This is a genomic window from Parviterribacter multiflagellatus (assembly GCF_056863265.1).
Genome location: NZ_JBXPIZ010000013.1, coordinates 59,426 through 86,032 on the forward strand (window position 1 = coordinate 59,426; position 26,607 = coordinate 86,032).

The window sequence follows — 26,607 nt, forward strand, 5'->3', positions numbered from 1 at the left end:
CCCTACGAAAGGCGATACAGCCTGCTACCACGCAGCGCGTTGGACGAACCGCGGCGCGCACCGGTGTCGGTGATGATCGCGCGCTCGGTCGCGTCGGTCAGCCACGGCATCAGCTCGGCTACTCGCACGTGCTGCCGCTCGGCGGCACGAACAAGGCTGTCGAACGTGAACGGCTGCTCGAGCTGAGCAGCCAGTTCCTCGGGCGTGAGCTGGGCCTTCGAGGCGGTGGCAGCAGACATGGGTACTAGTATACAAGCACCTGGACAGCCTGTCGAGCGCCGCCCGCCCGCGCACGCCCTCGCGGGACACGAGATCCCGGCGGAGGAGGCGACCGGCCCGCACCGCGAGCCGGTCGCCCTGATGCGACGTCGCGCTCAGCCCGGCAGCGAACAGCGCACCTGGAAGATCGACAGGAAGCCGGTCTCGAAGCCGTTGCGCGCTGCGCGGAGGTAGATGCGCCAGACGCGGACGCGCTCGGGGTCGGCGAGGCGGTTGGCCTTGTCGAGGTCCGACTCGAAGTTCTCCAGCCACGCTGTCAGCGTGCGCGCGTAGTCGTGGCGGAAGTCCTCGACGTGGTGGGTCTCGAAGCCCGCCCGCTCCAGCGCGAACTGGACGCGCGAGAGGTGCAGCGGCGCGGCGTCGGGGAAGACGTAGCGCTCGCTGAACGGGCCGGCCTCGGGATCGCCGTGGCGCAGGCGCGCGATGCCGTGGTTGAGCAGGCGGCCGCCGGGCCGCAGGAGCCGCGCGAGCACCTCCGCGTACGCGTCGATCTGCGACGCGCCGACGTGCTCGACCATGCCGATCGACGAGATCGCGTCGAACGGGCCGTCCGCGATGTCGCGGTAGTCCATGACGCGGATCTCGACCTTGTCGGCGACTCCCTGCTCCTCCGCCCGCTGCCGCGCCAGCCGCGCCTGCGGCTCGGAGAGCGTGATCCCGACGACGTCCACGCCGTAGTGCTTGGCCGCGTGGATCGCCATCGCGCCCCAGCCGCACCCCACGTCTAGCAGCCGCTCGCCCGGCTGGAGCGCGAGCTTCTGGCAGACCAGATCGCGCTTGCGGAACTGGGCCTCCTCCAGCGTCGTCGCCCCGTCGCGCCACACCGCGCACGAGTACGTCATCGACTCGTCGAGGAAGTGCGCGAAGAAGTCGTTGGAGACGTCGTAGTGGTGGCGCACCGCGCGCATGTCGCGGTCGCTCGTGTGCCGGCGCCCGCGCGGGCGCAGCTCCGCGGCCGGTGGCTTGGGCGGGATGCGCGGGCCCGCCGCGACGGCGGCCAGCGCGGCCAGCTTGGCCGCCTCCTTGCGCTCGATCGGCGCGGGCTTCCACGTCGCGAGCAGCCCCATCAGCGCGTCCATGTCGTCGACCTCGAGCGCCCCGCTCACGTACGCGCGCCCCAGGCCGAGCTGGCCGGGGGCGCGGAGCACGTGCGCGATGGCGTCAGGCGTCGTGGCGCGGAAGGTGGGCCCGCCGTTGCCGTTGCTGCTGGGCAGCCGGCTCCCATCCCACAGCTCGACCGCGAACGGCCGATCGGGGAGGGCCGTGTCGAGCTCGTCGAGGAACCTCCGAGTCCTTCGTCCCATGCCTCGACCCTATGGGTTCGATCAAGGGCGAACCATAGGGCTAACCCCCGTGTCGGCGCTCGCGGGGCGGTCGCCCAGCGTGACGGTCACCGTCTGCGACTCGCCGTCGCGGGTGATCGTGAGCTGGACCTGGTCGCCGGGGGAGCGGTCGTTGACGGCGGAAGTGAGGTCGCTGGCGTCCTCGACCGCGTCGTCGCCGATCCTCGTGACGACGTCGCCCTCCTGCAGGCCCGTGTCGGCGGCCGGGGAGCCGTCCGTGACCGTGCCGAGCTGCGCGCCGCCGCCGTCCGCGTCGCCGGCCTGGACGCCGAGGTAGGCGTGCTCGACGGTGTCGCCGGACCTGAGCGCGGCGACGACCTTGGTGACGGTGCCGGAGTCGACCGCGAAGCCGATGCCGGTGTTGCCGGAGTCCGAGGTGCCGGAGGTCTCGATCTGCGAGTTGACGCCGACGACCTGCCCGGCGGCGTTGAGCAGCGGGCCGCCGGAGTTGCCGGGGTTGAGCGCGGCGTCGGTCTGGATCGCGCCGTCGATCGTGTAGCCGTTCGGGGCCTCGATCTGGCGGTCGAGCGCGGACACGACCCCGACGGTGAGCGTGCTGGAGAGGCCGTACGGGGAGCCGATCGCGTAGACCTCGTCGCCGACCTGCACGGCAGCGGAGTCGGCCAGCTCGAGCGCGGTGAGCTCCTGGCCGGACGCGTCGATCTTCAGCAGCGCGAGGTCGCTCGACGGGTCCTCGCCGACGATCTCCGCGCTGACCTCGGCGCCCGACCCGACCTTCACGGTGATCTCCGACGCGCCCTCGACGACGTGGTCGTTGGTGACGATGTAGCCGTCGGCGTCGACGACGAAGCCGGAGCCGGTCGCCTCGCCGGACGCGCCGGTGGCGGTGATGAACGCGACCGAGCCGGCGGCGTTCGCGTAGACGGTCGCGGCGGTGCTCGTGGACGAGGACGCGTCGGAGGCGTTCGAGGCCGCTACGACGGGCGTGGAGATCGCGGGGACCGGGTCGTCCCTCAGGGTGAGGGTCGCCGCCGCACCGCCACCGCCGCCGATGGCCGCGGCCGCGACCAGGGCGAGGAGGCGACGCGGCATCCGGGGCTTGGAGAGCTGGGGCGTCGCTTGCATGCCCGTCAGGCTGCGGCGGCGCTGCGAGCGCGCGGTGAGGGCTACCTGAGAGGAAGCTGGGAGCGCGCGTACCGCCGCGCGTGGCGGAAGAAGTGGCCGCCGTCGGTCTGCGGGGTCGTGCAGCCGTCCGCGCCCGCGCCGAAGAGCAGCCCGACGACGCCCGCGTCGCGGGCGCGGCGCAGGTTCTTGCGGGAGCCGAGGAGGAGGTCGACGCGGTTGTCGCGGTAGCGCTTCCACGTGTTGTTCAGCCCGCGATGCCCGAGTGGCAGCTGCCACAGCACCATCGGAGTTCGCGTCGCGCGCGTGACCCCGCGGACCCAGCGCAGGTGGCGCGTGACGTCGCCGCTGCCCCAGTGGTGCACGACGCGCGGCTCCTTCAGGACCTTCTCGCGGAAGCCGTCGTCGCGGTCGGCGACGTCGTTGAAGATCAGGTCGAACCGCGCGGGCCCGAGCGAACGCGCGAACGCCGCGCTGCGGGCCGCGAGCTGGTCGATCAGCGCCGGCGTCGCGTCGTCGGAGGTCGTCGAGCGGTTCGTCCCCCACGTCGACAGGTGCCACCCGATCAGCACCTTGGGCGCGTGCTTGTCGCGCAGCCGCACGACCGCCTGCGCGAAGCCCGCGAGGTTGTCCGGGAGCCCGGCCAGCTCCGGATCGCCGCTTGCCGCAACGGCCGCCGGGGTGCGGGACGCGTCGTCCCCGTGGCGCTGCTGCGCGAAGCCCCACAGGTCCGGCTCGACGTGGAGCACGACGCGATGCGAGCCCTCAGCCATCCGCCGCAGCGCCAGCCGCAGGTCGGCGTAGTACGCGCGCATCAGCTCGGCGTCGGTGAGGTTCGCGAAGTCCTTGTCCGCCTCGCCCAGCTGGCGCGACGGCTTGGACGGCAGCAGCTGGTAGTAGGTGAAGACCGGCGTGACGCCCGCGCGCGCCGACTCCTCGACGTACCGCGAGACGAACGTCGCGTCCTCGTTCCAGTGGCGCCAGCCGTTCTCGGTGTCGACCCCGCCGGTGAGGTACTGGTAGCGCTGATCCACGCGCCCGCGCGCGCGAGCCTTCTCCGCCCCGCCCGGCGAGTCCGCGACCCCGAGCTGGAGCGTCTTCCCCCAGCCCGCAGGCACGCGGACGTCCGCGGCCGCCGGCGCAGCGGCCGCGAACAACGAGACCAGGAACGCGAGAACCCCTGCGCGCTTCACCCGATGGGCGAGGCTACCCGTTCTTCGGCGCGTCACGCGGCTCGAGGAACGGCTCCTTGTCGACCGGCCGCATGCCCGCCTCGATCTGCCGCCCGCGCTCGAGCTCGGCGTTCAGCTCCGCGCCCAGCAGGATCGCGATGTTCGAGATCCACAGCCACACGAGGAACGCGATCACGCCGCCGAGCGAGCCGTAGGTCGCGTTGTACGAGCTGAAGTTCGCCACGTAGAACGCGAACAGCGCCGACGCGACGATCCACAGCACGACCGCGAAGACGCCGCCCGGCGAGACCCACTTGAAGCCCGGCTGCTTGACGTTCGGCGCCGCCCAGTAGAGGAACGCGAACATGAAGCTCACGACGACGAGCATCACCGGCCACTTGGCGATGTTCCACGCGGTGACGGCGGCGTCGCCGAGGCCGATGAGCGAGCCGACCTCCTCCGCGATCGGGCCGGTGACGACGGTCAGCACCGCCAGCACGGCCAGCAGCACGAGCATCGCGACGGTGATCGCCACGCGCAGCGGCAGCTTCTTGTAGATCGGCCGCCCCTCCTCGACGTCCCAGATCGCGTTCGAGGCATCCATGAAGCCGGAGATGTAGCCCGACGCCGCCCAGATCGCGGAGCCGAGACCGATGACGAACGCCAGGCCCGCCTTGCCGCCGCTCTCCGTCAGGCCGGTCAGGGCGTCGGTGAGGATGTCCTTCGCCGGGCCTGGCGCGGCGGTCGCGAGGTTGTCGAGCAGCGGCTGGGTCGCGGACTGGCCGACGAGGCCGAGGATCGACACGAGCGCCAGCAGCGCCGGGAAGAGCGAGAGCACCGAGTAGTACGTCAGCGCCGCCGCCCAGTGCGTCAGCTTGTCGTCCGAGAACTCCTTGGCGGTGCGCTTGAGCACGCCCAGCCAGGAGCGCTTGGGCAGGTCGCCGGGGTCGTCCGGTGCACGGCGCTCCTCGGCGTCGCGGTGGAACCGCTGCTCCTGGTCGTGCTCCTGCGCCTGCTGCTGACGCGCCGTGGTGTGCGGGTCGCTCATGTGATCGGCGTTACCCGGGAACGCCGACCCCGACCGACGTTCACACGCCAACTGAGAGGAACGACATGGATCCGCAGCCTCCGGGCGCGATCACGGACGAGGCACGGTTCGCACGCGCGGACCGCGACGACGACCGGAGCGTCGCCGACCTCGTGAAGGACCTCAGCCAGCAGACGCAGACGCTCGTGCGGCAGGAGCTCGAGCTGGCGCGCGTGGAGCTGACGGCGAAGGGCAAGAAGGCGGGCGCCGGCGCCGGCATGCTCGGCGGCGCGGGGCTCTTCGGCCTGTTCGCGTTCGCCGCCCTGACCACGTGCCTCATCGCGCTGCTCGCCAGCGCGCTGGATCACACGTGGCTCGCCGCGCTCATCGTCGCCGCCGTCTACGGCGCGGTCGCGGGCGTGCTCGCGCTCACCGGCAAGAACAAGGTGCAGGACGCCGGTCCGCCGGCGCCCGAGCGCGCGCAGGAGAGCGTCAAGCAGGACATCGCGTCGGTGAAGGCGCACGCACAGGCGGGGAGGCACCAGGCATGACCCAGGACACACGCGAGGCGGAGCGCATCCGCGAGGACATCGAGCAGACGCGCGAGGAGCTCGGCGAGACCGTCGAGGCGCTCGCGGACAAGGCGGACGTCAAGGCGCACGCGAAGGCGAAGGTCGACGAGACGAAGGAGCAGGTCAAGGAGCGGGCGACCACCGACCGCCGTGTGCAGATCGGTCTCGGGGTGGGCGCCGCGCTGCTCGTCCTGCTGGTCGTCCGCCGCGCGCGCGAGTGACGTCCGCAGTTAGTCTGCCGGCACGATGAACCTCGCGGAGAACCTCCTGAAGACGGCGGCTGCGGCGCCGGAGACGATCGCGGTCAAGCTCGACGACGTGGCGCTCAACTACGCCGTGCTCGACAAGGCCACCGCGCACGTAGCCGGGCTCCTGCAGGAGAAGGGCGTCAAGCCGGGCGACCGGGTCGGCGTGATGCTCCCGAACGTCCCGTACTTCCCGTTCGTCTACTACGGGATCCTCCGCGCGGGCGGCGTCGTCGTGCCGATGAACGTGCTCCTCAAGGGCCGCGAGGTCGCGTACTACCTCAAGGACTCCGGCGCGGAGCTGCTGTTCGCCTGGCACGACTTCGGCGAGGCGGCGCAGCAGGGCGCCGAGGAGACCGGCGCGGAGTGCGTGCTGGTCAAGCCGGGCGAGATCGAGGGCGTCGTCTTCGGCGCGCCCGAGATCACCGAGCTGGTCGACCGCGACCCCGAGGACACCGCGGTGATCCTCTACACGTCGGGCACGACGGGCTCCCCGAAGGGCGCCGAGCTGACCCACCGCAACATGCAGCGCAACGCCGAGGTGTCGGCGGACCTCATCCAGTACGAGGCCGGCTCGGTCGTGCTCGGCGGGCTGCCGCTGTTCCACTCCTTCGGCCAGACGTGCTCGCTGAACACCGCGGTGCTGCGCGGCGCGACGCTCACGCTGCTGCCGCGGTTCGACCCGGTGAAGGCGCTGGAGATCATCGCCCGCGACCAGGTGAACATCTTCCTCGGCGTGCCGACGATGTACGGCGCGCTGCTCCACACCCCCGAGGCCGAGGGCGCGGACACGTCGTCGCTGAAGGTGTGCGTGTCGGGCGGCTCGGCGATGCCGGTCGAGGTGATGCGCGCGTTCGAGGAGAAGTTCGGCGCGGTGATCCTGGAGGGCTACGGGCTGAGCGAGACGTCGCCGGTCGCGTCGTTCAACCACCCCGACAAGGAGCGCAAGCCCGGCTCGATCGGCACCCCGATCGACGGGGTCGAGATGAAGGTCGTCGACGACGAGGGCAAGGACGTCCCGCAGGGCGAGGTCGGCGAGATCGTCATCAAGGGCCACAACGTCATGAAGGGCTACTGGGGCAAGCCCGAGGCGACGGCGGAGGCGATCAAGGACGGCTGGTTCCACACCGGCGACATGGCCAAGGTGGACGAGGACGGCTACTTCTTCATCGTCGACCGCAAGAAGGACATGATCATCCGCGGCGGCTACAACGTGTACCCGCGCGAGATCGAGGAGGTCCTCTACGAGCACCCCGCCGTCCGCGAGGTCGCCGTCATCGGCGTCAAGGACGAGGAGTGGGGCGAGGAGGTCGGCGCGGTCGTCGCGCTGAAGGAGGGCGCTTCGGCGACGCCGGAGGAGCTGAAGGCGCACGCGAAGGAGCAGGTCGCGGCGTACAAGTACCCGCGCCACGTGTGGATCGTCGACGAGCTCCCCAAGGGCCCGACGGGCAAGATCCTCAAGCGGGAGATCGAGGTCCCCGCCCCACAGGAGTCCTAGAACGCCGACGGGGCGGCCCGATGGGCCGCCCCGGTCGTCGCGTCTGGGGACGGTGGGGACTAGGTCGTCGGCTGGATCGCGCCGAGCTGGATCGCGCTGAGCTTGATCCCGTCCATCACCACCGTGGGCGTCGTCTTCTTGCAGACGATCCGGACCGTGTCGTCGAGCGGGTTGTCCGGCGTGTTCGCGTGCGCCGCCATGAGCGCGACGACGGTGCGCTGACCGACCTGCAGCTCGATCTCGGTCGAGTCGATGACGACGTTGATGTTCGTCTGCAGCTCGCAGTCGAGCGAGCCGGCGTCGGCGCTGATCGCGGTGAACTTGGCCTGGACCATGTTCGGACCGGCCTCGACGGGGAGCGTCGCCACGAGGCCCTGCTGCGCCGTCGTGAACGTGTGCGTGTTGTCGCCGTGGATGGTCGCGGCGCTCGGACCGCGCTCACCCTGCGGTCCCTGGGGGCCGGTCGCGCCGGTGTCGCCCTTCGGGCCCTGCGCGCCCGTCTCGCCCTTGGGACCCTGCGGCCCGGCGGGCCCGGCCTTGCCGTCGGCGGCCGCGGTGCGCAGCTGGTTGCGCAGCGACGAGTGGAGGCGGTCGGCCTTCAGCGAGCCCTTCTTGATGTCGACGGCGGTGATGGAGCCGTTCTGGATCTGCTTGCCGGTGATGAGCTTCGCGGCGGTCGCGGTGCCGGCGGTGAGGAGCGCCGCGACGAGCGCGAACGCGGACAGCTTGAGCAGGAAACGCATGGTGCGTCAGTCCTCCGGAGTGGGAGTGGATGTCGGGGGCGTGCTCGCCACCGGGCGCATGAGCTCCTCGATCGCCGCCGCCAGGCCGAGCCAGCCGCGGAAGTCCCGCGAGGCCCCGTCCGTGCGGGCGAGGCGGCCGTGAAGCGGGTCGCCGCCGTCGATCTGGAGGTGGAGGTCGATGCGTCCGGTGTCGAGCACGGCAGGAGCATCGATCCGCCGCGCCGGGTCCTCATGAGGGGACGTCCCTCAACTTCAGCCCTGGGGGTCGGCCTGGGGGGCGAGCGCGCCCCCCAGCTCCTCCCGTGACGAGACGCCCAGCTTGCGGTACGCGCGGCCGAGGTGGTTCTCGACCGTCTTGGCCGTGACGAACAGCGCCTGCGCGATGTCCCGGTTCGACATCCCGCGCGCGGCCAGCTCCACGACGCGCCGCTCGGACGCCGTCAGCGACTCGGCGCCGCTGAAGCGCAGGCGGCGCGGTCGCGCGCCCGCGGCCTGGAGCTGGCGGTGCGCGCGCTCGGCCAGCGCGCGGGCGCCCAGCGCGCGGGCGAGGTCGAGCGCGTCGGTGAGCGGCTCGCGCGCCGCGGCCGGGTCGCCGACGTGTCGGGTGGCGGCGCCCAGCTCGACGAGCGCGCGGGCCAGCTCGAGCCGGTCGCAGCCGTCGCGCAGGAGGCCGATCGCGGTGCGGCGGCGCTCCAGCCCCTCCTCGCCCGGGTGGAACAGCGCCTCCGCGCGCAGCGCCGAGCCGAGCACGGCGGGTGAGCCCCACGCGCGCGCCCGCTCGACGTGGTCGTCGACCAGCGCGCGGGCCGCGGCCAGGTCGCCGGCGCCGGCCCGCAGCGCGGCGAGCACGAGCCGCCAGCCGAGGATCGGCGTCTGGATCGCGAACGCGTCCTCGTGCGCGGCGGCGGCCTCGATCTCGGCCTGCGCGGCGACCGGGTCGCCGCGGCGCAGCGCGACCATGCTGCGCGCGAAGCAGACGTGGATCGACGGCATCGCCGACGGGAGCGCGGCGCGGGTGGGGAGCGCGTCGAGCGTCGCGGCGGCCTCGTCCAGCGCGTCGGTCTCCAGCAGTGCGAGCGCGAGGAACGCCCGCGCCATCGGCGTCACCAGCGCGTGCTCGACGCCCGTGTCGACCGCCGCGCGCGCGTCGGCCTCCGCGTCGGTGATGCGGCCCGCGCGCAGGCGGGCGAGCGCGCGGAGCGTCGAGGACGCGGCGAAGCCGTAGACCGAGCCGCGCCGGCGCGCGTCGTCGAGCGAGGCGGCGAGGTGCAGCTCGGCGTCCTCCAGCCCGTCGGCGACGACGAGCGCGAACGTCGCCTGGTGGAGCGGGACCGAGTCGCTCGTCTCGTCGGCCAGCAGCGCGCCGCCGGCCAGCGCCCGACCGGCGAGCTCGCGGGTGCGGTCGACGCCGGCGCCGCCGACCCACGCGCGCAGCGCGAGGTTGGCGAGCACGACGCGCTCGGCGTGCGTGGCGCCCGCGATGTCCGCGTGGCGCGCCAGGCGGGCGGCCGCACGCGGGGCGAGGAGCGGGTCGGTGAGCCCGATCGAGGCCTGGTCGCCGTCGAGCAGCATCGCGGTCTCGGGCGCCTCGTCGCGGAGCGCGTCGGCGAGCTTGCCGAGCGTCTCGACCGCCTCGGCCGGGCGGCCGCTCGCCGCCAGCGCGCGGCCGAGCAGGCGGGCGTGGCGGGCCCGGTCGAGCGGGGGCGTCCCGGGCGCGGCGGCAGCCGTGAGGTGCTCGACCGCGGACGGGTCGCCCGCCCGCAGCGCGGCGGCGCCCAGCTCGCCGGTGACCGCGCGGCGCTCGTCGTCGGTGGGCTGCTCCACGAGCGCGCGGCGCAGGGCGCGGACGGCGATCTCGGGCGCGCCGCGCTCCACCGCCGCGGCGGCGGTCGCCCGCAGCACGGACGCCGCCCAGGGCCGCTCGCCCGGCGGCGCGAGCAGCAGGTGGCGGCCGATCGTCGCGGGCTCGGCGCCCTCGTCGCGCAGCGCGTCGGCGGCGCGCGCGTGGAGCAGCGCGCGGCGACCCGGTCCGAGCTCCTCCTCCACCGCGGTGGCGACGATCGGGTGCGCGAACGCGGGCGCGCCGTCGGGCGCGAGCAGCCCGGTCCCGGCAAGCGCGTCGAGCGCCGCGGTGGCCGTCTCGGGGGGCAGGTCGGCGACCGCCGCCACGCGCGGGAGCGTCGCCTCGGTGCCGAGCACCGCCAGCGCCGCGGCGGCGTCCGACGTGCCGGCGGGCAGCGCGGCGAGGCGGACGAGGATCGCGTGGACGACCGTGCGCGGGCCGAGCGTGGCGATGCGGCCGGCCTCCGCCGCGACCGGCGCGACGCCGTCGCGGCTCAGCGCGCCGAGCAGCTCAGTCGTGAAGTACGGGTTCCCCGCGGCGGCGGTGTGGACGGCCTCGGCGAACGGCGGCTCGCACTCGGCGCCGAGCACCGCGGCAGCGAGCCGGGCGACCGCGGCCGGGGTCAGGGCCGACGGGCGCACGACGGTGCTCGCCGGGTCGGCGCTGAGCGCCGCCAGCGCGGGCTGCCCGGCGGCCGGGTCGGAGGAGCGCACGCCGACCGCAAGCAGCACCGGCAGCTCCTCGACGCGGCGCGCGAGGTAGGCCAGGAACCGCAGCGACGCCGGGTCGGCCCACTGCGCGTCGTCGGCGACGAGCACGAGCGGGCGCTCGGCGGCGAGGTTGCTCGTCAGCCAGTACAGGCCGTGGAGCGCGGCGAACGCGGGCTCGGGCGCGTCGGGAGCGTCGGGCGCGGCGGCCTCCGGGGCCAGCCCGAGCGCCGGGCCGGCCAGCGCGGCCGCGCCCGCGAGCAGCGCGTCGCGGCGGTGCGCGTCGGCCACCCGCACGCGGCGCTCGAGCAGCTGACGGACGACGCCGAACGGGAAGTCGCTCTCGCCCTCGGCGGCGCGGGCCGTGAGGACCTCCGCGCCGCGGTCGGCCGCGAGCCGCCGCAGCTCGCGCAGCAGCCGCGTCTTGCCGATCCCCGCCGGGCCCTCGAGCACGAGCGTCCCGCCACTGCCGGCCAGCGCCTGGTCGAGCGCGGCGTCCAGGGCTGCCAGCTCGGCGGCGCGCTCCTCGAGCGCCTCGGCCTCGATCACGCGGCCGCCGCCTCGGCGAGGTCGAGCGCCCCGGCGAGATCCGTTCGCGAGCCGATGCCGAGCTTCGCGTACACCCGCGACAGGTGGTTCTCGACCGTCTTGGCGGTGACGAACAGCGCCTGCGCGATCTCGCGGTTCGTGCGCCCGGCGGCGGCCAGCTCGGCGACGCGCCGCTCGGACGCGGTGAGCGCGTCGGCGCCGCTGAACTGCAGGCGGCGCGGGCGGGCACCGGCGGCGGTCAGCTCCTCGGTCGCCCGCTCGATGAGCGCGGTGGCGTGGCAGCGGCGGGCGAGGTCGAGCCCGGTGCGCAGCGCGTCGCACGCGTCGCTGCGGCGGCCGCGCCGGCGCAGCGCGACACCGAGCGCGACGTGCGCGTGCGCCGCCTCGAGCCGTCCGCCGGAGCCGTCGAGGACGGCCGTCGCCTCCGTCAGCAGCTCGAGGTCGTCGCCGACCACGCCGCGCACGCGCAGCGCGCGACCGACCGACGTTGGCGCGCCGAGGCGGCGGGCGAGCGCGAGCTGCTCATCCGCGAGCCGCGCCGCCTCGTCCTGCGCGCCGCGGGCGAGGTGGCCGAGCGCCGAGAGCACGCGCCAGTCGACGCCGACGTCCACGAGCCCGAGCCGCTGCTCGCGGTCGGCCAGCTCGGCGAGGTCGGCCAACGCGGCGTCGGCGTCGCCCTGCGCGAGCCGCACCGCGGCTCGCGCGTGGAGGATGCGGTTGGACGGCAGCAGGTCGGGCATCCGCCCCTCGGCCTCGTGCTGGGCGAGCCGGCCGGCGGCCTCCGCCAGCTCGCCGCGCTCCAGCAGCGCGAGGACGAGCGTCGCGAGCGGGATCACCTGGTAGACGGCGTGGTCGCGGAACGCCTCGACGGCCGCCTGCGCGTCGGCCTCCGCGGCGGTGACGTCGCCGGTCCACAGGCCGAGCAGGGCGCGGCACGTGCTCGCGAAGCCGTAGCCGTGGACCGAGCCGCGCCGCCGCGCGTCGTCGAGCAGCAGCTCGGTCGCGGTGGCAGCGTCGTCGAACGCGTCGGTCAGCGTCAGCGCGTACGCGGCCTGGGACGGGACGATCGACGCGCTCCCCAGCTCGGTCACGATGCGGCCGCCGGCCAGGCCGCGCCGCGCCAGCTCCGCCACCTCGGGCGCGGGCCGGCCGGTGAGGTACGCCTCGCGGGCCAGGCCGCAGAGCAGCAGCCGCTCGGCCGGCGTGTCGCCGGGGAGGTGCGCGAAGCGCGTGAGGCGGTCGCCCGCGCGGACCGCGCCGCCGCCGAAGGTCTCCATCGTGGCCAGCTCGCTCTCGACGCGCAGCGCCAGCTCCTGGTCGCCCGCCTCCTCGGCGTCGGCGCGCGCGTCGTGGAGCACCGCGATCGCGGCCTCGGGGTCGGCGACGGCGTTGCGGGCCTCGGCCAGGTCGAGGCGGCGCAGGGCGCGCTGGGCGGGATCGGTCGTCTCCTCGATCGCGGCGGTGAGGTGGCGGTCGGCCGCGGCGCCGTCGCCGGCGTGGAGGTGCGCGGCGCCCAGGTCCGCGCGCAGGTCGCACCGCTCCCCGGGCGGCGGCGGCTCGGCCAGCGCACGTTCCAGGAGGCGGGCGGCGATGTCGGCGGCGCCCTGCTCGCGCGCGGCCGCGGCGGCGGCGCGCAGCAGCCGGACCGTCTCGGCGGAGCCCTCGGGCGCGGTGCCGAGCAGGTGGGGCGCGAGCTCGCCCGGCGTGGCGCCACTCGCGCGCAGCGTCGCGACGGCCCGCGCGTGGGCGGCGGCGCGCTCCGCGGGGGCGAGGTCCTCGTAGATCGCGCTGCGCACCAGCGGGTGGACGAAGTCGAGCTCGGGGCCCGGGCCGAGGAGCCCGGTGCGGTGCAGGTCGTCGGCGGCCTCGGCGGCGACCGCGAGGTCGAGCCCGGCGACGGCGGCGGCGCGGTCCGGCGGGGACGCGGTGGCGAGGACGGCGACGGCGCGGGCGAGCTGGAGCGCCGGCGCTGGCAGCTCCCCCAGCCGCAGCAGGATCGAGCGGCCGACCGTGCGGGGGCCGACCTGCGCGACGTGCGCCGCCCCGGCCGCGTCGGGGGCCACGCCCGCCTGCGCGGCGGCATCCGCGAGCTGGCCCAGCAGGAACGGGTTTCCGCCGGTCGCCTCGTGGCACATGCGGACGAACGCGTCGGCCGGCTCGGTGCCGAGCCGGTCGCGCAGCAGCGCGGCGGCGGCCTCCGCCGACAGCGGGCGCGGCGCGATGCGGAGCGTCGCGGGGTCGGCGAGCAGCGTGCCGAGCGCGCGGTCGGCGTCCGCCGTCGCGCCGGTCCGGACCGCCGCGAGCAGCAGCACGGGCAGGGTCTCCAGCCGCCGCGCGAGGAAGGAGAGGAAGCGCAGCGACGCGCCGTCGGCCCACTGAAGGTCGTCGACGCACAGCACCGCGGGGCGGTCGTCGACGAGGTTCGCGGTCAGCCAGTAGAGGCCGTGGAGGATCGTGAACGCGGGGTCCGCGCCCGCCGGCGGAGGCGCGGCGCCGGGCGCGGGCAGGCCGAGCGTCCCGGCCGCGGCGGCCGCGGGCCCGCTGAGCAGCTGCGCGCGCTGCTCGGGCTCGGCGCCGTGGACCGTGCGCTCCAGCAGCTGGCGGACGACGCCGTGGGCGAAGTCGCGCTCGAGCTCCCCGCACCGGGCGGTGAGGACGAGCGCGCCCTCGGGCGCCCGCGCGGCCGCGGTCCGCAGGAGGTCGCTCTTCCCGATGCCGGGCGGGCCCTCGACGACGACCGTGCCGCCCTGCCCCTGCGCCACGAGCGCGAGGGCGCCATCCAGCACCCGGAGGTCTCCGTCCCGCTCGAGCAACGTCCCAGCCACGCCCGGGGCACAGTAGTCCCCGATGCGGGCGGGGTCGAGGGTGAGCTACCGACCGAGCGCGGGGAGCAGGCAGATCAGACGGCGGTCACCGCGCAGGTCGACGCCGTCCAGCGCCCGCGTCAGCGCCGCCGGCGCGAGGAACCGGCCGGGGCTGTCGCTCTTGGGCTTCGTCGCGTCGTAGCGGTAGACGTCGAGGCCGCGGTTGATGTCGTTGCCATACAGCCAGAAGGAGCCGTCGGGCTCGACGCGCGGGGTCTTGGCGCTCCACGTGTTCGCGTTCTCGGGGATGAAGTGCGCGACCTCCTTCATCGCGCCGCCGAGCGTCGTGTCGCCGATCCCGACCCCGACCCGCGCGTCCGCCAGCCCGGAGAGGTCGACCACCCGCACGCCGCCCATGTAGTACGCGATCGTCATGACGTGCGCCTCCTCGTGGACGTCGAAGACGTGCGCGGTGCAGGTGGCGAGCGGGTCGTCGTCCACCGCGATGTCGTCGATGTTCCAGTAGCCGACCTTGATCGGCTGCGTCTCGACGCTGATGTCGAACACGTGGACGCCGCCGCTGGGGCAGACGCCCGGGCCCGCCGCGCCGGCGACCTCGTCCTCCACGAGCAGCAGCTCGCGGTTGCCGATCGTCACGGGGTCGGACTGGTGCCAGACGTTGATCGTCTCGTCGTCGAACTCGGTCACGACCCGCGGCTGCGCGGGGTTCGTCGTGTCGATGATGACCCCGTGCGACAGGGCGGCCGAGTACGCGCGCGTGCCGTCCGCGTTGAACGTGATGTCGTGCGACTCGGTGCCGAGGCCGGGGAGCGCGGTGAGCGGCAGCTCCGCCACCGCCTTCGGGCTGGTCAGGTCGCGGATGTCGAAGACCTCGATCGCCGGCTGGAGCGACGTGATCAGGTCCGAGTTCGAGTTGTAGAGGTACTCGCCGCTGGGGTGGACGGTCATGTTGTGCGAGCCCTGCGGGATCGCGACGAACGAGACCGTCCGCGGCTTCGCCGGCTGGGTGACGTCGACCACGAACGTGCCGAGCTTCGCGTTGCCCGCCGCGTCGATCGCCTCCAGCCCGCGCGCCTGCGCCTCGGCGAAGCACGCGCTGGTGGCGGTCGTCGCGTCCTGCTCGTAGTCGTTCGTGTAGGTGGCGTACGTCCGCGTGCCGCGCTTGAACACCTGCACGTCGCCCTGGCTCACCGCGCAGTCGTAGACCGCGACGCGGCGCGCCTCGGCGGGCTTGGTGACGTCGACGATCTGCAGGCCGTTCTTCTCCGAGCCCGCCAGCGCGTAGCGGCGGCCGGCGATCGTGGCGAACTCGACGTCGGTGCCGTAGTTGGCGACGTCGCCGTAGCGGGCGTCGTACGGCAGGTTCTTGACGTGCGTGAGGTTGGGGCTGCCGGTGCCCTGCCCGTGCGCGGCCCCCGGCACGGCGAGCACGACGACGGTGGCGGTGAGAGCGAGGATCGCGCGGCGCATGCGTGGTCGAACGCGCGGCGCGGATGGTTCTTGCGCTCGCCGCCGCGTGGGTAGCTCTGCGGGAGAGATGAGCGACGACCAGCGGTACGACGAGATGGCGCCGGGCGACGAGGCGCCGCCCGGGACGGAGGGCACGGGCGACGACGTCTGCCCGCGCTGCGACGGATCGGGGCAGGTGGACGGCAAGCCGTGCCCGGAGTGCGAGGGCGCCGGGACGGTCGTGCGCGGAGTCGGCGGCGCGTAGCTCAAGTCGGCCGCCTGGCGCGCCGACACCATCCACTGCATGCAGCAGCGGCAGGAGCGCATCCAACTCGAGACCACCCGCCACCGGATCACCGGTGACGTGACCCTGTCCGAGTCCGGCTTCCGCAGCCGGATCTCCGACCTCCTCAACGCCACCGAGCGCGACTTCCTCGCGCTCACCGACGTCACGCTCGAGCCGCTCGACGGCGGCGAGACGACCGAGCACCCGTTCATGGCGGTCTCGCGCACGCAGATCGTCTACGTCACGCCGCTCGCCGCCGAGGACTGACGACAGTTCCAAGTAGTGCCCTTGATGTGGGGCACTAACGGCGACTAAGCTCCAAATATGGAGCACAAGTCGTCACGTCACGTCCCGCTCCCCGTGCGTCGTTCGCTGCGGGCGATCGGCGAGCACGTGTCGACGTGGCGCAAGCTGCGCGGGCTCACGCAGGCCCAGCTCGCTGATCGCGCCGGCGTAGGCCGCAACACGGTGGTGCGCCTCGAGACGGGCGAGGGCGCGAGCGTCGAGAACCTGGTGCGCGTCGCGCGCGCGCTCGGCGTCCTCGACGCGCTCACGGCGGCGATGGACCCGTACGCCACCGACGTCGGGCGCCTGCGCGCCGAGGACCAGCTGCCGCGCCGCGTCCGCCCGCGCGACCTCACCGGCGACGATGGCTGATCGCGAGGTCCAGGTCGTGGTCGCCCTCGCAGGCGACCACGTCGTCGCCGGCCGGCTGTGGTCGCACCAGCGGCGCAACACGGAGTCCGCGACCTTCGCCTACGACGCCGCGTTCCTCGCGCACCCGGGCGCCTACCCCCTCGATCCCGCCCTCCCGCTGACCGCAGGCGCGCAGCAGACCGCCGTCGGGCGCGCGCTCTTCGGGGCGTTCGGCGACAGCGCACCCGACCGGTGGGGCCGCCGGCTGATCGCGCGCAGCGAGCGTCGCCGCGCCCGCGAGGAGGGCGACGCCGAACGCAGCTTCGGGGAGGCCGACCTCCTCCTCGGCGTCCGCGACGACCTGCGGCAGGGCGCGCTGCGGTACCGCGATCCGCGTTCCGCGCGGTTCCTGGCCGACGATGCGACCGGCGTCCCTCCGCTGGTGGAGCTGCCCCGCCTACTCGGCGCGGCGGAGCGGCTGGAGCGCGAGGACGAGGACGCCGCCGACCTCGCGGTCCTGCTCCGGGGCGGCAGCTCCCTCGGCGGCGCGCGCCCGAAGGCGCACGTGCTCGCCGGCGACGGGCGCACCGCGATCGCGAAGTTCCCCAGCCCCGCGAACGACGAGTGGGATGTGATCCGGTGGGAGGCGGTCACGCTGCGACTGGCGCAGGCCGCCGGGCTCACCGTCCCGCGGCACGAGCTGCACGTCGTGGACGGCAAGGCCGTGCTGGTGCTCGACCGCTTCGACCGCGCCGGCGCGCGGCGGATCGGCTACGTGAGCGCGATGACGATGCTCGAGCGGGCGGACGGCGACCACGGCAGCTACCTGGAGATCGCCGATGTGATCGAGCGCGAGTCTCCGCGCGCGACCGCCGACCTGCACGAGCTGTGGCGGCGGATCGCGTTCTCGGTCCTCGTCTCGAACACCGACGACCACCTCCGCAACCACGGCTTCCTGCGCACGAGCACGGCTGGGTGGACGCTCTCACCGGCGTTCGACCTCAACCCCGATCCTCGGCCTGGCGCGAAGGTGCTTCAGACGACGATCGACCTCGACGATCCCACCGCCAGCGTGGAGCTCCTGCTCGCGGTCGCCGCCGACTTCCGACTGCGACCCGACGCCGCCCGAGAGGTGCTGCGCGACGTCGCGCAGGCGACCGCCGGGTGGGTCGACGCCGCGCGGGCGGTCGGGCTCGATGCCCGCGAGATCGACCGGGTCCGCCCGGCGTTCGAGCATGCCGAACGGGACCGGGCGGCGGCGTAGGGCACGCCGCCCGCGCGGCGTGCGAAGCTGCCGCGCCATGGGTCTTGTGACGCGCCGTCATGCCGGCGCTCTCACCGTGGTCGCCGGGCTGCTGCTCGGCGCCGCCGCTCCGTCCTCCGCGGACGCCGCGCTCACCGTCCGTGGGAGCGTCGAGCAGGTCCACGTCACCGGGGCGGAGCCCGGGCAGCGGCTGACGCTGGTCGACCGGCGGGGGCGGGTCGCCGCCAAGCAGCCGGCCGGGCGGCTGGGCGGCGCGGTGTTCCGGGCGGTCACACCCGGGCGCGGGTACCGCGTGCGGACGGCGTCCGGGCGGCGCACGAAGCCGGTCACCGTCCTGTCGCAGCGGGCCGCTCCGCCGACCACGAAGGTCTACGACCAGCGGCTCCCCACCGACGGCTACGGCTACCTGACCACGCGCGACGGGACGAAGCTGGCGATCGCGGTGCGGCTGCCCTCGGGCGGCGGCAAGGGCCCGTTCCCCACGCTCGTCGAGTACTCGGGGTACGGCTACGCGAACCCGAAGGGCGGCGAGAGCTCGATCGCCGACATCGCGCAGCTGCTCGGCTACGCGGTCGTCGACGTGAACATGCGCGGCACCGGGTGCTCGGGCGGCGCGTTCGACTACTTCGAGCCGCTGCAGGGACTCGACGGCTACGACGTCATCGAGACCGTCGCGCGCCAGCCGTGGGTGCTGCACGGCAAGGTCGGGATGATGGGCATCTCGTACGGCGGCATCAGCCAGCTGTTCACCGCGCAGCACCGCCCGCCGAGCCTCGCGGCGATCACGCCGCTGTCGGTGATCAGCAGCACCGAGACGACGCTCTACCCGGGCGGCATCCTCAACACGGGCTTCTCGCTGTCGTGGGCGAAGGACCGCGTCGAGGGCGCCAAGCCGGCGACCGCGACGAGCGGCCAGCGCTGGGCGTGGGACCGGATCAAGGGCGGCGACGACGTCTGCAAGGTCAACCAGGCGCTGCACACCGAGGCCGTCGACCTGATCGCCAAGACGCGCGCGAACCAGTTCTACGTCCCGAAGGTCGCGGACCCGCTGTCGCCGCAGACGTTCGTGGACGAGATCGACGTCCCGACGTTCCTGGCCTGCCAGTTCACCGACGAGCAGACCGGCGGCCACTGCCCGTCGCTGGCGTCGGCGTTCACGGGCACCAAGCGCAAGTGGTTCACGTTCACCAACGGCAACCACATCGACTCGCTCGATCCCGCGACGTTCACGCGCTGGTACGACTTCCTCGAGATCTACGTCGCGCGGCGCGCGCCGAGGCTGGCGGACGGGCTCAAGCAGCTCGCACCGGTGATCTTCAAGACGTCGATGGGCGTCGACGGCGTCGGGCTGCCGGACGACCCGATCCAGGCCGCCGGCTCGTACCCCGCGGCGAAGGCGGCGTTCGAGGCGCTGCCGCAGGTGCGGGTGCTGTTCGAGAACGGCGCGGGCAGCGCGGTGCCCGGCATCCCGGTCCCGGGCTTCGAGCGGACGTTCTCGCAGTGGCCGCCGCGCGGCACCGACGGGACGGTGTGGGAGATGACGCCCGGCAGGTTCCGCTGGTCGCGCACCTCGCGCCCGGCCCGCAGCTTCGCGGGGACGAACACCGCCTCCGGTGACCTGTGGACCGCCACCCCGACCTACCGCTGGACGCAACCGGCGGACGGCTCGGTGTACTCGTGGACGAGCGCGCCGCTGACCGAGGCGAAGGCCGTCATCGGCGCCGGCTCGGTGACCGCGTGGGTGAAGAGCTCCGTGCCGGACGTGGATCTGCAGGCGACGGTGAGCGAGGTGCGCCCGGACGGCAAGGAGGTGTTCGTGCAGAGCGGCTGGCTGCGGGCGAGCAAGCGCAAGCTCGACGCGAAGAAGAGCCGGACGCTCGCGCCCGTCCTGTCGCTTCGCCGCAGCGACGCGAAGCCGATGCCGCGCGGCAAGGCCGAGCGGGTCGTGATCCCGCTCTACTACCAGGGCCACGCCTACCGACCCGGCTCGCGCCTCCGTGTGACGATCGGCCCGCCGCGCGGCGACCAGCCGGTCTGGGCCTTCTCGGAGCTCGTCCCCCGCACGGGTACGGCGGACATCGAGATCGTCTCCGACGGCCGCAACCGCCGGTCGACGCTCGTCCTCCCCACCGTCCGCGGCGTCCCGGTCCCGGCGGCCTACCCGCCGTGCCCGGGCCTGCGCGGCCAGCCCTGCCGCTAGCGCCTCAGGTCACGACGCCGGACGCCGGCTCGGCGGCGTCCGGCGCGTCGGCCATGCCGGTCGACGCGCGCAGGACGAGCGGCGGCCGCTCGCGGCGGACGAGCTCGGGGGTGTCCTCGTCCTTGATCAGGCGGATGAGGATCTCCGCCGCGTCCCGGCCGATCGCGCGCGGCTGCAGCACGATCGCGGTCAGCGGCGGCGTGGCGAGCTGCATCGCGATCGAGTCGACGCACGACGCGATCAGCAGGTCCTCGCCGACGACGCGGCCGACGTCCCGCGCGGCGCCCAGCACGCCCAGCGCGGTGCCGTCCGGGGCGCTGACTATCGCGTCCGGGGGCGACGGCTCCGCGAGCAGCCGCCGGGAGATCTCGCGCACCACGGCCGGGTCATCGGTGGCGGGGATCGAGCGCACGACGGGCTCGACCCCGCGCTCGGCGCACCACTGGCGGTAGGTGTCCTCGACGAGCCGGGTCCACGCGAACTCCAGCTCGAGGTTGAGGAGCGCGGGGCGGCGTGCGCCCTGGTCGGCCAGGTGGTCGAGCAGCGCCCGGATCGCGTCGGCGTGCTCCGTCTCCACGGTCACGTCAGGCTGCGGCCCGTCGAGCACTCGCTCGGCGGCCAGCACCGGCAGGGGCGCGGCGACGACCTCGCGCACGAACGGGTCCCCCGTCTGCGGGTCGACGATGACGAAGCCGTCGACGTGCGCGAGCAGCGGCGTGATCGACGTGCCGGGAGCGGGCGTGACGATCGTGACCGCGAAGCCCTCGCGCCGCGCCGCCTCCGCCGCCCCGAACGCCAGCTCCATGTAGAACGAGTAGCCGGTCAGGTTGTCCGGCACGTAGAGCCCGATCGCCCCCTTGCGCCCGCCCTGCAGGTGCCGCGCGGCCGGGTTGGCGACGTAGCCGAGCTGCTCGGCGACCGCCCGCACGCGGTCGCGCGTGTCGGGCGAGATGCGCCCGGAGCCGCCCAGTGCCGCGGACGCGGTCGTGCGCGAGACGTTCGCGGCCTTGGCGACGTCGATGAGCGTCACGGGCGCGGTGCTGCGCGGCGCGGACCTGGCGTCGTCCCGGCTCATCTGGAGCCGACCTTATCCGCGCAGGTCATGGTGCGAGGTACTGGCCGATCGCGTCCTCGGCCTGCAGCTCCTCACGGGTGCCCTCCAGCACGACCTCGCCGCGCTGGAGCACCACGGCGTTGCCGGCCAGCTCGAGCGCCATCTCCAGGTGCTGCTCGACGAGCAGGATCGCGGCGCCCTCCGCGTACCGCCGCAGCGCGCCGAGGATCTCGTCGACCACGCCGTGCCAGACGCCCTCGGTGGGCTCGTCGAGCACGAGCAGCCGCGGCTCGGCGAGCATCGCCCGCGCCAGCCCGAGCATCTTGCGCTCGCCGCCGCTCATCGTCCCCGCCTGCTGCTTGCGCCGCTCGGCCAGCTTGGGGAACAGCTCGAACGCGGGGTCGATCGAGCCCCGTCGCCGCTTCGGCACGGCCTGCAGCCCGAGCTGGAGGTTCTCGTCCACCGTCAGCGTCGGGAACACGACCTGGTCCTGCGGCATGTAGCCCAGGCCGCGCTTGACCAGCGCCGCCGGCGGGCTCGCCGTGACGTCCTCACCGTCGAACCGGACCGTGCCGCCGGTCGGCTTCAGGTAGCCCAGCAGCGTGCGCAGGAGCGTCGTCTTGCCGGCGCCGTTGCGGCCGATCACCGCCACCGCGCCGGTGGAGGGCACGGCGAGCGACACGCCGAACAGCACCTGGCTGGCGCCGTAGCCGCCGGTGAGGCCGTCGACCTCGAGCAGCGGGCGGCCGCCGATCGTCGGAAGCTCAGACACGGGTCAGGTACACCTCCGCGACGCGCTCGTCGCGCTCGATCTCCGCCGGCGTCCCCGTCGCGACGTGGCGGCCCTGGTGCAGCACGGTGATGCGGTCGCACAGGCCGCGCACGAAGTCGAGGTCGTGCTCGACCATCACGACCGAGCACGTCGACGCCGCGGCGCGGATCAGCTCGCCGGTGCGCGCCCGCTCCTGCGGACTCATGCCGCCGGTCGGCTCGTCGAGGAGCAGCAGCTTCGGGCCGGTCGCCATCGCCATCGCGATCTCCAGCCACTGCTGCTCGCCGTGCGACAGCTCACCGGCGCTCCGCGTGCGCAGGCCGGTGAGCGCGAAGTCGGCCAGCAGCCCGTCGACCTTGCCCTGCAGCTGCCTGCGCGACCGCGACAGCACGAGCGTCCGCAGCGGCGAGTGGACCTGCGCGGCGAGCAGCAGGTTCTCCTCCACCGTCTGCTCGCGGTACACGCGGGCGAGCTGGAACTTGATCGACAGGCCCTTGCGGGCGCGGTCGCTCGGCCGGTCGCGCGTGATGTCCCGCCCGTCGAGCACGACCGAGCCGCCGTCGGGCAGCGTGCGCCCGGCGATCACGTGCATGAGCGTGCTCTTGCCCGACCCGTTCGGCCCGATCAGCCCGTGGACCTCCCCCGCGTCGACCTCGATGCGGGCGTCGCTCAGCGCGGCGACGGTGCCGAACCGCTTGCGGACGTCAGAGACCTGCAGGATCGGCACCCGCCACCTCCACGCGTCGCCCGCGCCGCAGCTTGCGCGGCAGGTCCATCAGGCCGCCGGGCAGGAACAGGATCACGAGCAGGAGCATCGAGCCGATGACGATCGGCCACTCGCTCGGCAGCTGCTCCTGGACGCGCTGGCCGCCGACCTCCAGCAGGAGCACGCCGACCACCGGGCCGATGAGCGTCCCGCGGCCGCCGAGCAGCACGAACACGAGCACCTGCGTCGACAGGGCCACGCCGAGGAAGGTCGGCGACGTGAAGCCCTCGACCAGCGCGAACAGGCAGCCGGCGACCGCCGCCGCGCACGCCGCGCCGGTGAACACGACGAGTTGCACGATCGGCCGCCGGTAGCCGAGGAACTCGGCCCGCTCGTCGTCGTCGCGGACCGCGCGCATGACGAGCCCGAACTGCGAGCGCGTCACCGCCCAGCCGATCGCCAGGACGAGCAGCAGGGTGATGAGGGCGAGCATGAAGAAGCCCAGGCCCGGCTCCACCTCGCTGCCGAACAGCATCGGCAGCGGCAGGCCGCTGATGCCGTTGCCCGAGCCGACCGCCGACCAGCCGGTGGCGAGCCGCTCGAACGCGTAGGTCAGCGCGAGCGTCACGAGGCCGACGTACAGCTCGCCGACCCGCCGCCGCCCGAAGAACAGGAACGCGCCGACGACCAGGCCGCCGACCAGGCCGGCGCCGGCCGCCGCGGCGACGAGCACCGGCAGCGCATCGATCCCCGCGTTCACCCCGAGCAGGCCGGCGGCGTACGCGCCGATCCCGAAGAAGACCGCCTGCCCGAGCGTGAAGATGCCCGTCACGCCCCAGGCCAGGTCGGTGGCCACCGCGAGCACCCCGAGCAGCAGCCCGCGGGTGAGCGCGATGACCCAGTAGGACTGGCCGGCCGCCTCGAGCAGCGGCCCGGCGACGAGCACGGCGGCGAGGACCGCCACCACCACGCCCGCCCGCCAGGCCGCCGCGCCGCGCGGCAGGCGCTCGGCTACGCGCACTGCCCCTCCGGCTGCATCGACCCGAGGTCCTTCAGCACCTTCACGTCGCCGCCGGACTGCATCTCGCCGAGGTACATCGTCAGCTCGCAGTGGCGCGTGCCGGGCACGAACTTCGCCGGGCCGCCGATGAGGTCGTCGAGCGCGATGTCGTCCATCGCCTCGTCGACCTTGGCGCTGTCGACGCTGCCGGCCTTCTCCGCGGCGGCCGCCCACATCCGCAGCCCGCGGTACCAGGCGGGCGAGTTGAAGGTCGGGCCGAACGTGATCTTCGGATACGCCTTCTGGAACGCCTCGACCTTCGTCTTGGAGGTCGCGTCGTCGATCGACAGGAAGTAGTCCTGCACGCCGACCAGGCCCTGCGCCTGCTTGCCGATCAGCGGGATGATCGACTCGTCGAACAGCGTGCCGGCGATCAGGCCGTCGTAGCCGCCGTCGACCACGCCGCGGATGAACGGCACGGTCGCCGGGAGGATCACGACCTCGAACAGCGCGTCGGCCTTGGAGGCCAGCGTCTTGCTGACGAGCTCGGGCGCGTCGGTGGCGCTGATCGGGATGTACTCCTCGCCCACGACCTTGCCGCCGCCCGCCTCGATCCGCGCCCGGGCGGCCTTGAGGACGTTGCGCGGGTACGCGTAGTCGTTGCCGCAGAGGAAGAACGTCTTGGCGCCCTCGGCCAGCAGGTGGTCGACGGTCGGGTCGACCTGCTGCGACGGGACCGAGCCGACGTTGCGGATCAGCTCGCCGCACTCGCCGCCCTCGTACGAGGCCGGCCAGATGAAGAGCGTCTTGCCGCGCTCGGTGATGATGCCCTTGACCGCCTCGCGCTCGGCGCTCGTCACGCCGCCGATGACGACGTCGACCTTGTCGCGGTTGACGAGCTGGCCGGCGACGCGCGCGTTGGCGGCCGGGTCGCTCGCGCCGTCGACGACGACGAGCTCGAGCTTGCGGCCGAGCACGCCGCCGCTCTTGTTGATCTCGTCGACGGTGAACTTCGCGACCGCCTCGTTGGCCTTGCCGACGACGCCGAAGGCGCCGGTCAGGTCGGTGAGGACGCCGACCTTGATCGGGCCGTCCGACGAGCCGCTGCCGCTGTCGTCGCCGCAGGCGGACAGCAGACCGCCCGCGAAGGTGAGCCCGGCGCTCGACGCGACGAACCGCTTGACCGCCGAGCGGCGGGTGAATCCGTTGGTGCTCATCGACTGCTCCTCCTCCTAGGTGTCGCGGCTGACCAGGCCGCCCGGTCGCAAGCGCATGAAGACGATCGCCGCGAAGATCACGAGGACCTGCGCGAACGTGCCGCTCATCCAGGTGGGGAGCAGGCCGCTCGGGACGCCGATGGCGACGGCGCCGAGCAGCGGGCCCTCCAGCGAGCCCATGCCGCCCACCATGACGGCGATGAACATCGGGACGAGGTAGTCGAGCCCGAGGTTCGGATACAGCGTCTGGAGCGGCACGATCATCGCCCCGGCGAAGCCCGCGAGAGCCGCGCCGAACGCATACGTGCCGGTGTACATGCGGCCGGTCGAGATGCCCGCGGCGGCCGCCAGCTCCTTGTTGTCGAGCGTCGCGCGCACCCGCAGGCCCAGCGACGAGCGGTTGAGGAGCAGGTACGTCCCGACGATCGTCGCGATCGTGATGAGGACGATCACCAGGCGCCACGTCGAGAGGTTCGCGCCGCCGACGGCGAACGTCCCCTCGATCGGCGCCGGCACCGGCGCTCCCTGGCTCTCCATCCGCGACAGGACGATCGAGCGGATCACGTAGCCGACCGCGAACGTCGCGAGCAGCGCGCCCGCCGGGTTCGCGTAGAAGCGGCTGACGACGGTGCGCTCCAGCCCCGCGCCGAACAGGCCGACGAGCAGCGGCGCGAGCACGATGCCGAGCAGCACGCTGCCGAACCAGCTGTGCGCGAGGTACGCGACGACCGCGCCGAGCAGCACGAGCTCGCCGTGGACGAGGTTGAAGACGCGCATCATGCCGACGATCACGGCCATCCCGAGCACGAGCAGCGCCAGGATCGACGTGAGGCTCAGGACGTCGAAGATCGTCCGGATGGTCTCGGGCGACATGGCCGCTTCCGCCTAGGCCGCCGGGACCGCGTCGAGCGCCTGCGCGGCGCGTTCGACGGCCGCCTCCTGGTGCGGCTCGAGCACCTGGCCGGGCCGGTCGCGCAGGAAGGGGAGGAACGGATCGTCGACCCTGTGGACGCCCGTGAGCGCCTGCAGGACCGCGACCCCGCAGAAGGGGACGTACGCCTCCGAGTAGCCGCCCTCGTGGATCAGCACGAGCCGCCCCTGGCAGTGCTCGGCCGCCACGTCGAGCAGCAGCTCCGTCATCTCGCGGTAGACGTCCGAGTGGAGCATCGCGCGGCCGAGCGGGTCGAACGCGCTGGCGTCGAGCCCGGACGCGACGAGCAGCAGCTCGGGGCGGAAGCGGTGCAGCGCGGGGAGCACCACGCGCTCGAACGCCGCCAGGTACGCGCCGCGGCCGCTGCCGGCCGGGAGCGGGACGTTGACGTTGGCGCCCTCGCCGGCCCCGCGCCCGCGGTGCTCGACGAAGCCGCGCCCGGGCGGGAAGAGCTCGTTCTCGTGCAGCGAGATCGTCAGCACGCTCGGGTCCTCGTAGAAGGCGTCCTCGGTGCCGTTGCCGTGGTGGACGTCCCAGTCGACGATCGCGACGCGCTCGACCCCGCGCGCCCGGGCGTGCATCGCGGCGAGCGCCGTGTTCCCGAAGAGGCAGTAGCCGCGGGCGAGCGCCGCCTCGGCGTGGTGGCCGGGCGGGCGGACGAGCGCGTAGGCGGTGTCGACGGTCCCGTCGAGCACCGCCTCGACGGTCGCCAGGGCGCCGCCCGCCGCGCGGAGCGCGATCTCGTACGAGCCCGGGCCGATCGGCGTGGCGTCGCCCGCCTCGCCGCCGCCGCCGTCGCTGACGGCCTTGACGTGGGCGAGGTGCTCGGGGGTGTGGAAGCGGAGCAGCTCCTCCTCCGTGGCGTCGCGGCCGGCGATCGGGACGAGCTCGTCGAGCAGCCCGCTGCGGGCGACGAGGTCGCGGAACCGCGTCTTGCTCGCCGGGCTCTCCGCGTTCGTCATGCCTGGCTGGATGAACCCGCCGGCAGGCAGGAACGCGGCCCCCGCGCCCGTGTCGTGCCACGCGTAGCTCTCGTCCCAGTGCCACCCAGTCGCCATCTCGCTCCGATCTCCCAGCCGGGCTCCCGCACCTCCTGCGGGCCCTCGGCGCCGGGCACGGTACACCTGCGGGAACGATCCCGCAAGCGTGGTGCGGAATCGTTCCCGCAGACGACCGCGTGCCTGAACGACGAAGGGCGCCCCGGAG

General features: G+C 74.1%; 25 protein-coding genes. 8 read left to right on the forward strand and 17 right to left on the reverse strand.

All coding sequences use genetic code 11. The annotated features are described in order from the left end of the window. Positions 1–2: 2 nt before the first annotated feature. The 5 genes from AC1UE5_RS25400 to AC1UE5_RS25420 form a co-directional block, all read right to left on the reverse strand. Positions 3–239: a hypothetical protein gene (locus AC1UE5_RS25400; protein ID WP_482928733.1), complete on the reverse strand. Its 237-nt coding sequence runs from the start codon at positions 237–239 to the stop codon at positions 3–5. Positions 240–374: 135 nt separating this feature from the next. Further along, on the reverse strand, positions 375–1,583 hold the full coding sequence (locus tag AC1UE5_RS25405; protein WP_482928734.1) for a class I SAM-dependent methyltransferase: 1,209 nt from the start codon (positions 1,581–1,583) through the stop codon (positions 375–377). A 21-nt stretch (positions 1,584–1,604) separates the two neighbouring features. Next, entirely contained in the window at positions 1,605–2,708 is a 1,104-nt protein-coding gene (locus AC1UE5_RS25410) for a S1C family serine protease (RefSeq protein WP_482928735.1), read from the reverse strand. Positions 2,709–2,749: 41 nt separating this feature from the next. After that, positions 2,750–3,898, reverse strand: coding sequence for a hypothetical protein (locus tag AC1UE5_RS25415; protein ID WP_482928736.1), 1,149 nt, complete (start codon positions 3,896–3,898; stop codon positions 2,750–2,752). A gap of 13 nt (positions 3,899–3,911) precedes the next feature. Further along, on the reverse strand, positions 3,912–4,925 hold the full coding sequence (locus tag AC1UE5_RS25420) for a YihY/virulence factor BrkB family protein (protein ID WP_482928737.1): 1,014 nt from the start codon (positions 4,923–4,925) through the stop codon (positions 3,912–3,914). A gap of 65 nt (positions 4,926–4,990) precedes the next feature. Between AC1UE5_RS25420 and AC1UE5_RS25425 the strand changes: the two genes are divergently transcribed. The 3 genes from AC1UE5_RS25425 to AC1UE5_RS25435 are packed head-to-tail and all read left to right on the forward strand — an operon-like array spanning position 4,991 to position 7,219. Continuing rightward, positions 4,991–5,455 (forward strand): phage holin family protein, encoded by a 465-nt coding sequence (locus AC1UE5_RS25425; RefSeq protein WP_482928738.1) that lies wholly within the window; start codon positions 4,991–4,993, stop codon positions 5,453–5,455. Further along, the gene (locus tag AC1UE5_RS25430; protein WP_482928739.1) at positions 5,452–5,697 is read left to right on the forward strand and encodes a DUF3618 domain-containing protein; all 246 of its coding nucleotides are present in this window, start codon (positions 5,452–5,454) and stop codon (positions 5,695–5,697) included. The genes AC1UE5_RS25425 and AC1UE5_RS25430 overlap by 4 nt, the downstream gene beginning before the upstream one ends. 25 nt (positions 5,698–5,722) lie before the next feature. After that, positions 5,723–7,219: a long-chain-fatty-acid--CoA ligase gene (locus AC1UE5_RS25435; RefSeq protein ID WP_482928740.1), complete on the forward strand. Its 1,497-nt coding sequence runs from the start codon at positions 5,723–5,725 to the stop codon at positions 7,217–7,219. 59 nt (positions 7,220–7,278) lie between these two features. On the opposite strand, the gene AC1UE5_RS25440 is transcribed toward AC1UE5_RS25435, so the two are convergent. From AC1UE5_RS25440 to AC1UE5_RS25460, 5 genes are read right to left on the reverse strand one after another with little or no spacing between them, the layout of a single operon-like run. Further along, positions 7,279–7,962, reverse strand: coding sequence for a collagen-like triple helix repeat-containing protein (locus AC1UE5_RS25440; RefSeq protein WP_482928741.1), 684 nt, complete (start codon positions 7,960–7,962; stop codon positions 7,279–7,281). 6 nt (positions 7,963–7,968) lie between these two features. Continuing rightward, positions 7,969–8,160, reverse strand: a complete 192-nt coding sequence (locus AC1UE5_RS25445; protein ID WP_482928742.1) for a hypothetical protein — start codon at positions 8,158–8,160, stop codon at positions 7,969–7,971. A 54-nt stretch (positions 8,161–8,214) separates the two neighbouring features. Then, positions 8,215–11,061: a helix-turn-helix transcriptional regulator gene (locus AC1UE5_RS25450; RefSeq protein ID WP_482928743.1), complete on the reverse strand. Its 2,847-nt coding sequence runs from the start codon at positions 11,059–11,061 to the stop codon at positions 8,215–8,217. After that, complete coding sequence (locus AC1UE5_RS25455; protein ID WP_482928744.1) at positions 11,058–13,886, reverse strand: ATP-binding protein; 2,829 nt, start codon at positions 13,884–13,886, stop codon at positions 11,058–11,060. Before AC1UE5_RS25455 ends, AC1UE5_RS25450 begins: the two co-directional genes overlap by 4 nt. A 45-nt stretch (positions 13,887–13,931) precedes the next feature. Further along, positions 13,932–15,356 carry an LVIVD repeat-containing protein gene (locus tag AC1UE5_RS25460; RefSeq protein ID WP_482928745.1) on the reverse strand — a complete coding sequence of 475 codons (1,425 nt, stop codon included), beginning with the start codon at positions 15,354–15,356 and terminating at the stop codon, positions 13,932–13,934. Between the two features lie 67 nt (positions 15,357–15,423). Here AC1UE5_RS25460 and AC1UE5_RS25465 point away from each other — a divergent pair, with 67 nt between their 5' ends. The 5 genes from AC1UE5_RS25465 to AC1UE5_RS25485 all read left to right on the forward strand — a co-directional run bounded on the left by AC1UE5_RS25465 (position 15,424) and on the right by AC1UE5_RS25485 (position 19,721). Next, the gene (locus AC1UE5_RS25465) at positions 15,424–15,600 is read left to right on the forward strand and encodes a hypothetical protein (RefSeq protein ID WP_482928746.1); all 177 of its coding nucleotides are present in this window, start codon (positions 15,424–15,426) and stop codon (positions 15,598–15,600) included. 39 nt (positions 15,601–15,639) lie between these two features. After that, positions 15,640–15,888, forward strand: coding sequence for a DUF6812 domain-containing protein (locus tag AC1UE5_RS25470; protein ID WP_482928747.1), 249 nt, complete (start codon positions 15,640–15,642; stop codon positions 15,886–15,888). A gap of 93 nt (positions 15,889–15,981) precedes the next feature. Continuing rightward, positions 15,982–16,278: a helix-turn-helix domain-containing protein gene (locus tag AC1UE5_RS25475; protein ID WP_482928748.1), complete on the forward strand. Its 297-nt coding sequence runs from the start codon at positions 15,982–15,984 to the stop codon at positions 16,276–16,278. Further along, the gene (locus tag AC1UE5_RS25480; RefSeq protein WP_482928749.1) at positions 16,271–17,521 is read left to right on the forward strand and encodes a type II toxin-antitoxin system HipA family toxin; all 1,251 of its coding nucleotides are present in this window, start codon (positions 16,271–16,273) and stop codon (positions 17,519–17,521) included. The genes AC1UE5_RS25475 and AC1UE5_RS25480 overlap by 8 nt, the downstream gene beginning before the upstream one ends. A gap of 37 nt (positions 17,522–17,558) precedes the next feature. Then, complete coding sequence (locus tag AC1UE5_RS25485; RefSeq protein ID WP_482928750.1) at positions 17,559–19,721, forward strand: CocE/NonD family hydrolase; 2,163 nt, start codon at positions 17,559–17,561, stop codon at positions 19,719–19,721. A gap of 4 nt (positions 19,722–19,725) precedes the next feature. Here the strand turns inward: AC1UE5_RS25485 and AC1UE5_RS25490 are convergent, their stop codons facing one another. The 7 genes from AC1UE5_RS25490 to AC1UE5_RS25520 are packed head-to-tail and all read right to left on the reverse strand — an operon-like array spanning position 19,726 to position 26,459. After that, positions 19,726–20,796, reverse strand: coding sequence for a LacI family DNA-binding transcriptional regulator (locus AC1UE5_RS25490; RefSeq protein ID WP_482928751.1), 1,071 nt, complete (start codon positions 20,794–20,796; stop codon positions 19,726–19,728). 25 nt (positions 20,797–20,821) lie between these two features. After that, the gene (locus AC1UE5_RS25495) at positions 20,822–21,547 is read right to left on the reverse strand and encodes an ABC transporter ATP-binding protein (RefSeq protein WP_482928752.1); all 726 of its coding nucleotides are present in this window, start codon (positions 21,545–21,547) and stop codon (positions 20,822–20,824) included. Continuing rightward, complete coding sequence (locus tag AC1UE5_RS25500) at positions 21,540–22,274, reverse strand: ABC transporter ATP-binding protein (protein ID WP_482928753.1); 735 nt, start codon at positions 22,272–22,274, stop codon at positions 21,540–21,542. The genes AC1UE5_RS25495 and AC1UE5_RS25500 overlap by 8 nt, the downstream gene beginning before the upstream one ends. After that, positions 22,252–23,274 (reverse strand): branched-chain amino acid ABC transporter permease, encoded by a 1,023-nt coding sequence (locus AC1UE5_RS25505; RefSeq protein WP_482928754.1) that lies wholly within the window; start codon positions 23,272–23,274, stop codon positions 22,252–22,254. The genes AC1UE5_RS25500 and AC1UE5_RS25505 overlap by 23 nt, the downstream gene beginning before the upstream one ends. Then, positions 23,265–24,470, reverse strand: coding sequence for a substrate-binding protein (locus tag AC1UE5_RS25510; protein ID WP_482928755.1), 1,206 nt, complete (start codon positions 24,468–24,470; stop codon positions 23,265–23,267). The genes AC1UE5_RS25505 and AC1UE5_RS25510 overlap by 10 nt, the downstream gene beginning before the upstream one ends. A gap of 15 nt (positions 24,471–24,485) precedes the next feature. Continuing rightward, positions 24,486–25,343, reverse strand: coding sequence for a branched-chain amino acid ABC transporter permease (locus AC1UE5_RS25515; protein WP_482928756.1), 858 nt, complete (start codon positions 25,341–25,343; stop codon positions 24,486–24,488). Between the two features lie 12 nt (positions 25,344–25,355). Further along, the gene (locus tag AC1UE5_RS25520) at positions 25,356–26,459 is read right to left on the reverse strand and encodes a histone deacetylase-like amidohydrolase (protein ID WP_482928757.1); all 1,104 of its coding nucleotides are present in this window, start codon (positions 26,457–26,459) and stop codon (positions 25,356–25,358) included. Between the last annotated feature and the right edge of the window lie 148 nt (positions 26,460–26,607).

Coding starts and splice junctions, on each gene's coding strand:
- AC1UE5_RS25400 (WP_482928733.1), bottom strand. CDS start 239: ATGTCTGCTGCCACCGCCTCGAAGGCCCAGCTCACGCCCGAGGAACTG.
- AC1UE5_RS25405 (WP_482928734.1), bottom strand. CDS start 1,583: ATGGGACGAAGGACTCGGAGGTTCCTCGACGAGCTCGACACGGCCCTC.
- AC1UE5_RS25410 (WP_482928735.1), bottom strand. CDS start 2,708: ATGCAAGCGACGCCCCAGCTCTCCAAGCCCCGGATGCCGCGTCGCCTC.
- AC1UE5_RS25420 (WP_482928737.1), bottom strand. CDS start 4,925: ATGAGCGACCCGCACACCACGGCGCGTCAGCAGCAGGCGCAGGAGCAC.
- AC1UE5_RS25425 (WP_482928738.1), top strand. CDS start 4,991: ATGGATCCGCAGCCTCCGGGCGCGATCACGGACGAGGCACGGTTCGCA.
- AC1UE5_RS25430 (WP_482928739.1), top strand. CDS start 5,452: ATGACCCAGGACACACGCGAGGCGGAGCGCATCCGCGAGGACATCGAG.
- AC1UE5_RS25435 (WP_482928740.1), top strand. CDS start 5,723: ATGAACCTCGCGGAGAACCTCCTGAAGACGGCGGCTGCGGCGCCGGAG.
- AC1UE5_RS25440 (WP_482928741.1), bottom strand. CDS start 7,962: ATGCGTTTCCTGCTCAAGCTGTCCGCGTTCGCGCTCGTCGCGGCGCTC.
- AC1UE5_RS25460 (WP_482928745.1), bottom strand. CDS start 15,356: ATGCGCCGCGCGATCCTCGCTCTCACCGCCACCGTCGTCGTGCTCGCC.
- AC1UE5_RS25465 (WP_482928746.1), top strand. CDS start 15,424: ATGAGCGACGACCAGCGGTACGACGAGATGGCGCCGGGCGACGAGGCG.
- AC1UE5_RS25470 (WP_482928747.1), top strand. CDS start 15,640: ATGCAGCAGCGGCAGGAGCGCATCCAACTCGAGACCACCCGCCACCGG.
- AC1UE5_RS25480 (WP_482928749.1), top strand. CDS start 16,271: ATGGCTGATCGCGAGGTCCAGGTCGTGGTCGCCCTCGCAGGCGACCAC.
- AC1UE5_RS25485 (WP_482928750.1), top strand. CDS start 17,559: ATGGGTCTTGTGACGCGCCGTCATGCCGGCGCTCTCACCGTGGTCGCC.
- AC1UE5_RS25490 (WP_482928751.1), bottom strand. CDS start 20,796: ATGAGCCGGGACGACGCCAGGTCCGCGCCGCGCAGCACCGCGCCCGTG.
- AC1UE5_RS25510 (WP_482928755.1), bottom strand. CDS start 24,470: ATGAGCACCAACGGATTCACCCGCCGCTCGGCGGTCAAGCGGTTCGTC.
- AC1UE5_RS25515 (WP_482928756.1), bottom strand. CDS start 25,343: ATGTCGCCCGAGACCATCCGGACGATCTTCGACGTCCTGAGCCTCACG.
- AC1UE5_RS25520 (WP_482928757.1), bottom strand. CDS start 26,459: ATGGCGACTGGGTGGCACTGGGACGAGAGCTACGCGTGGCACGACACG.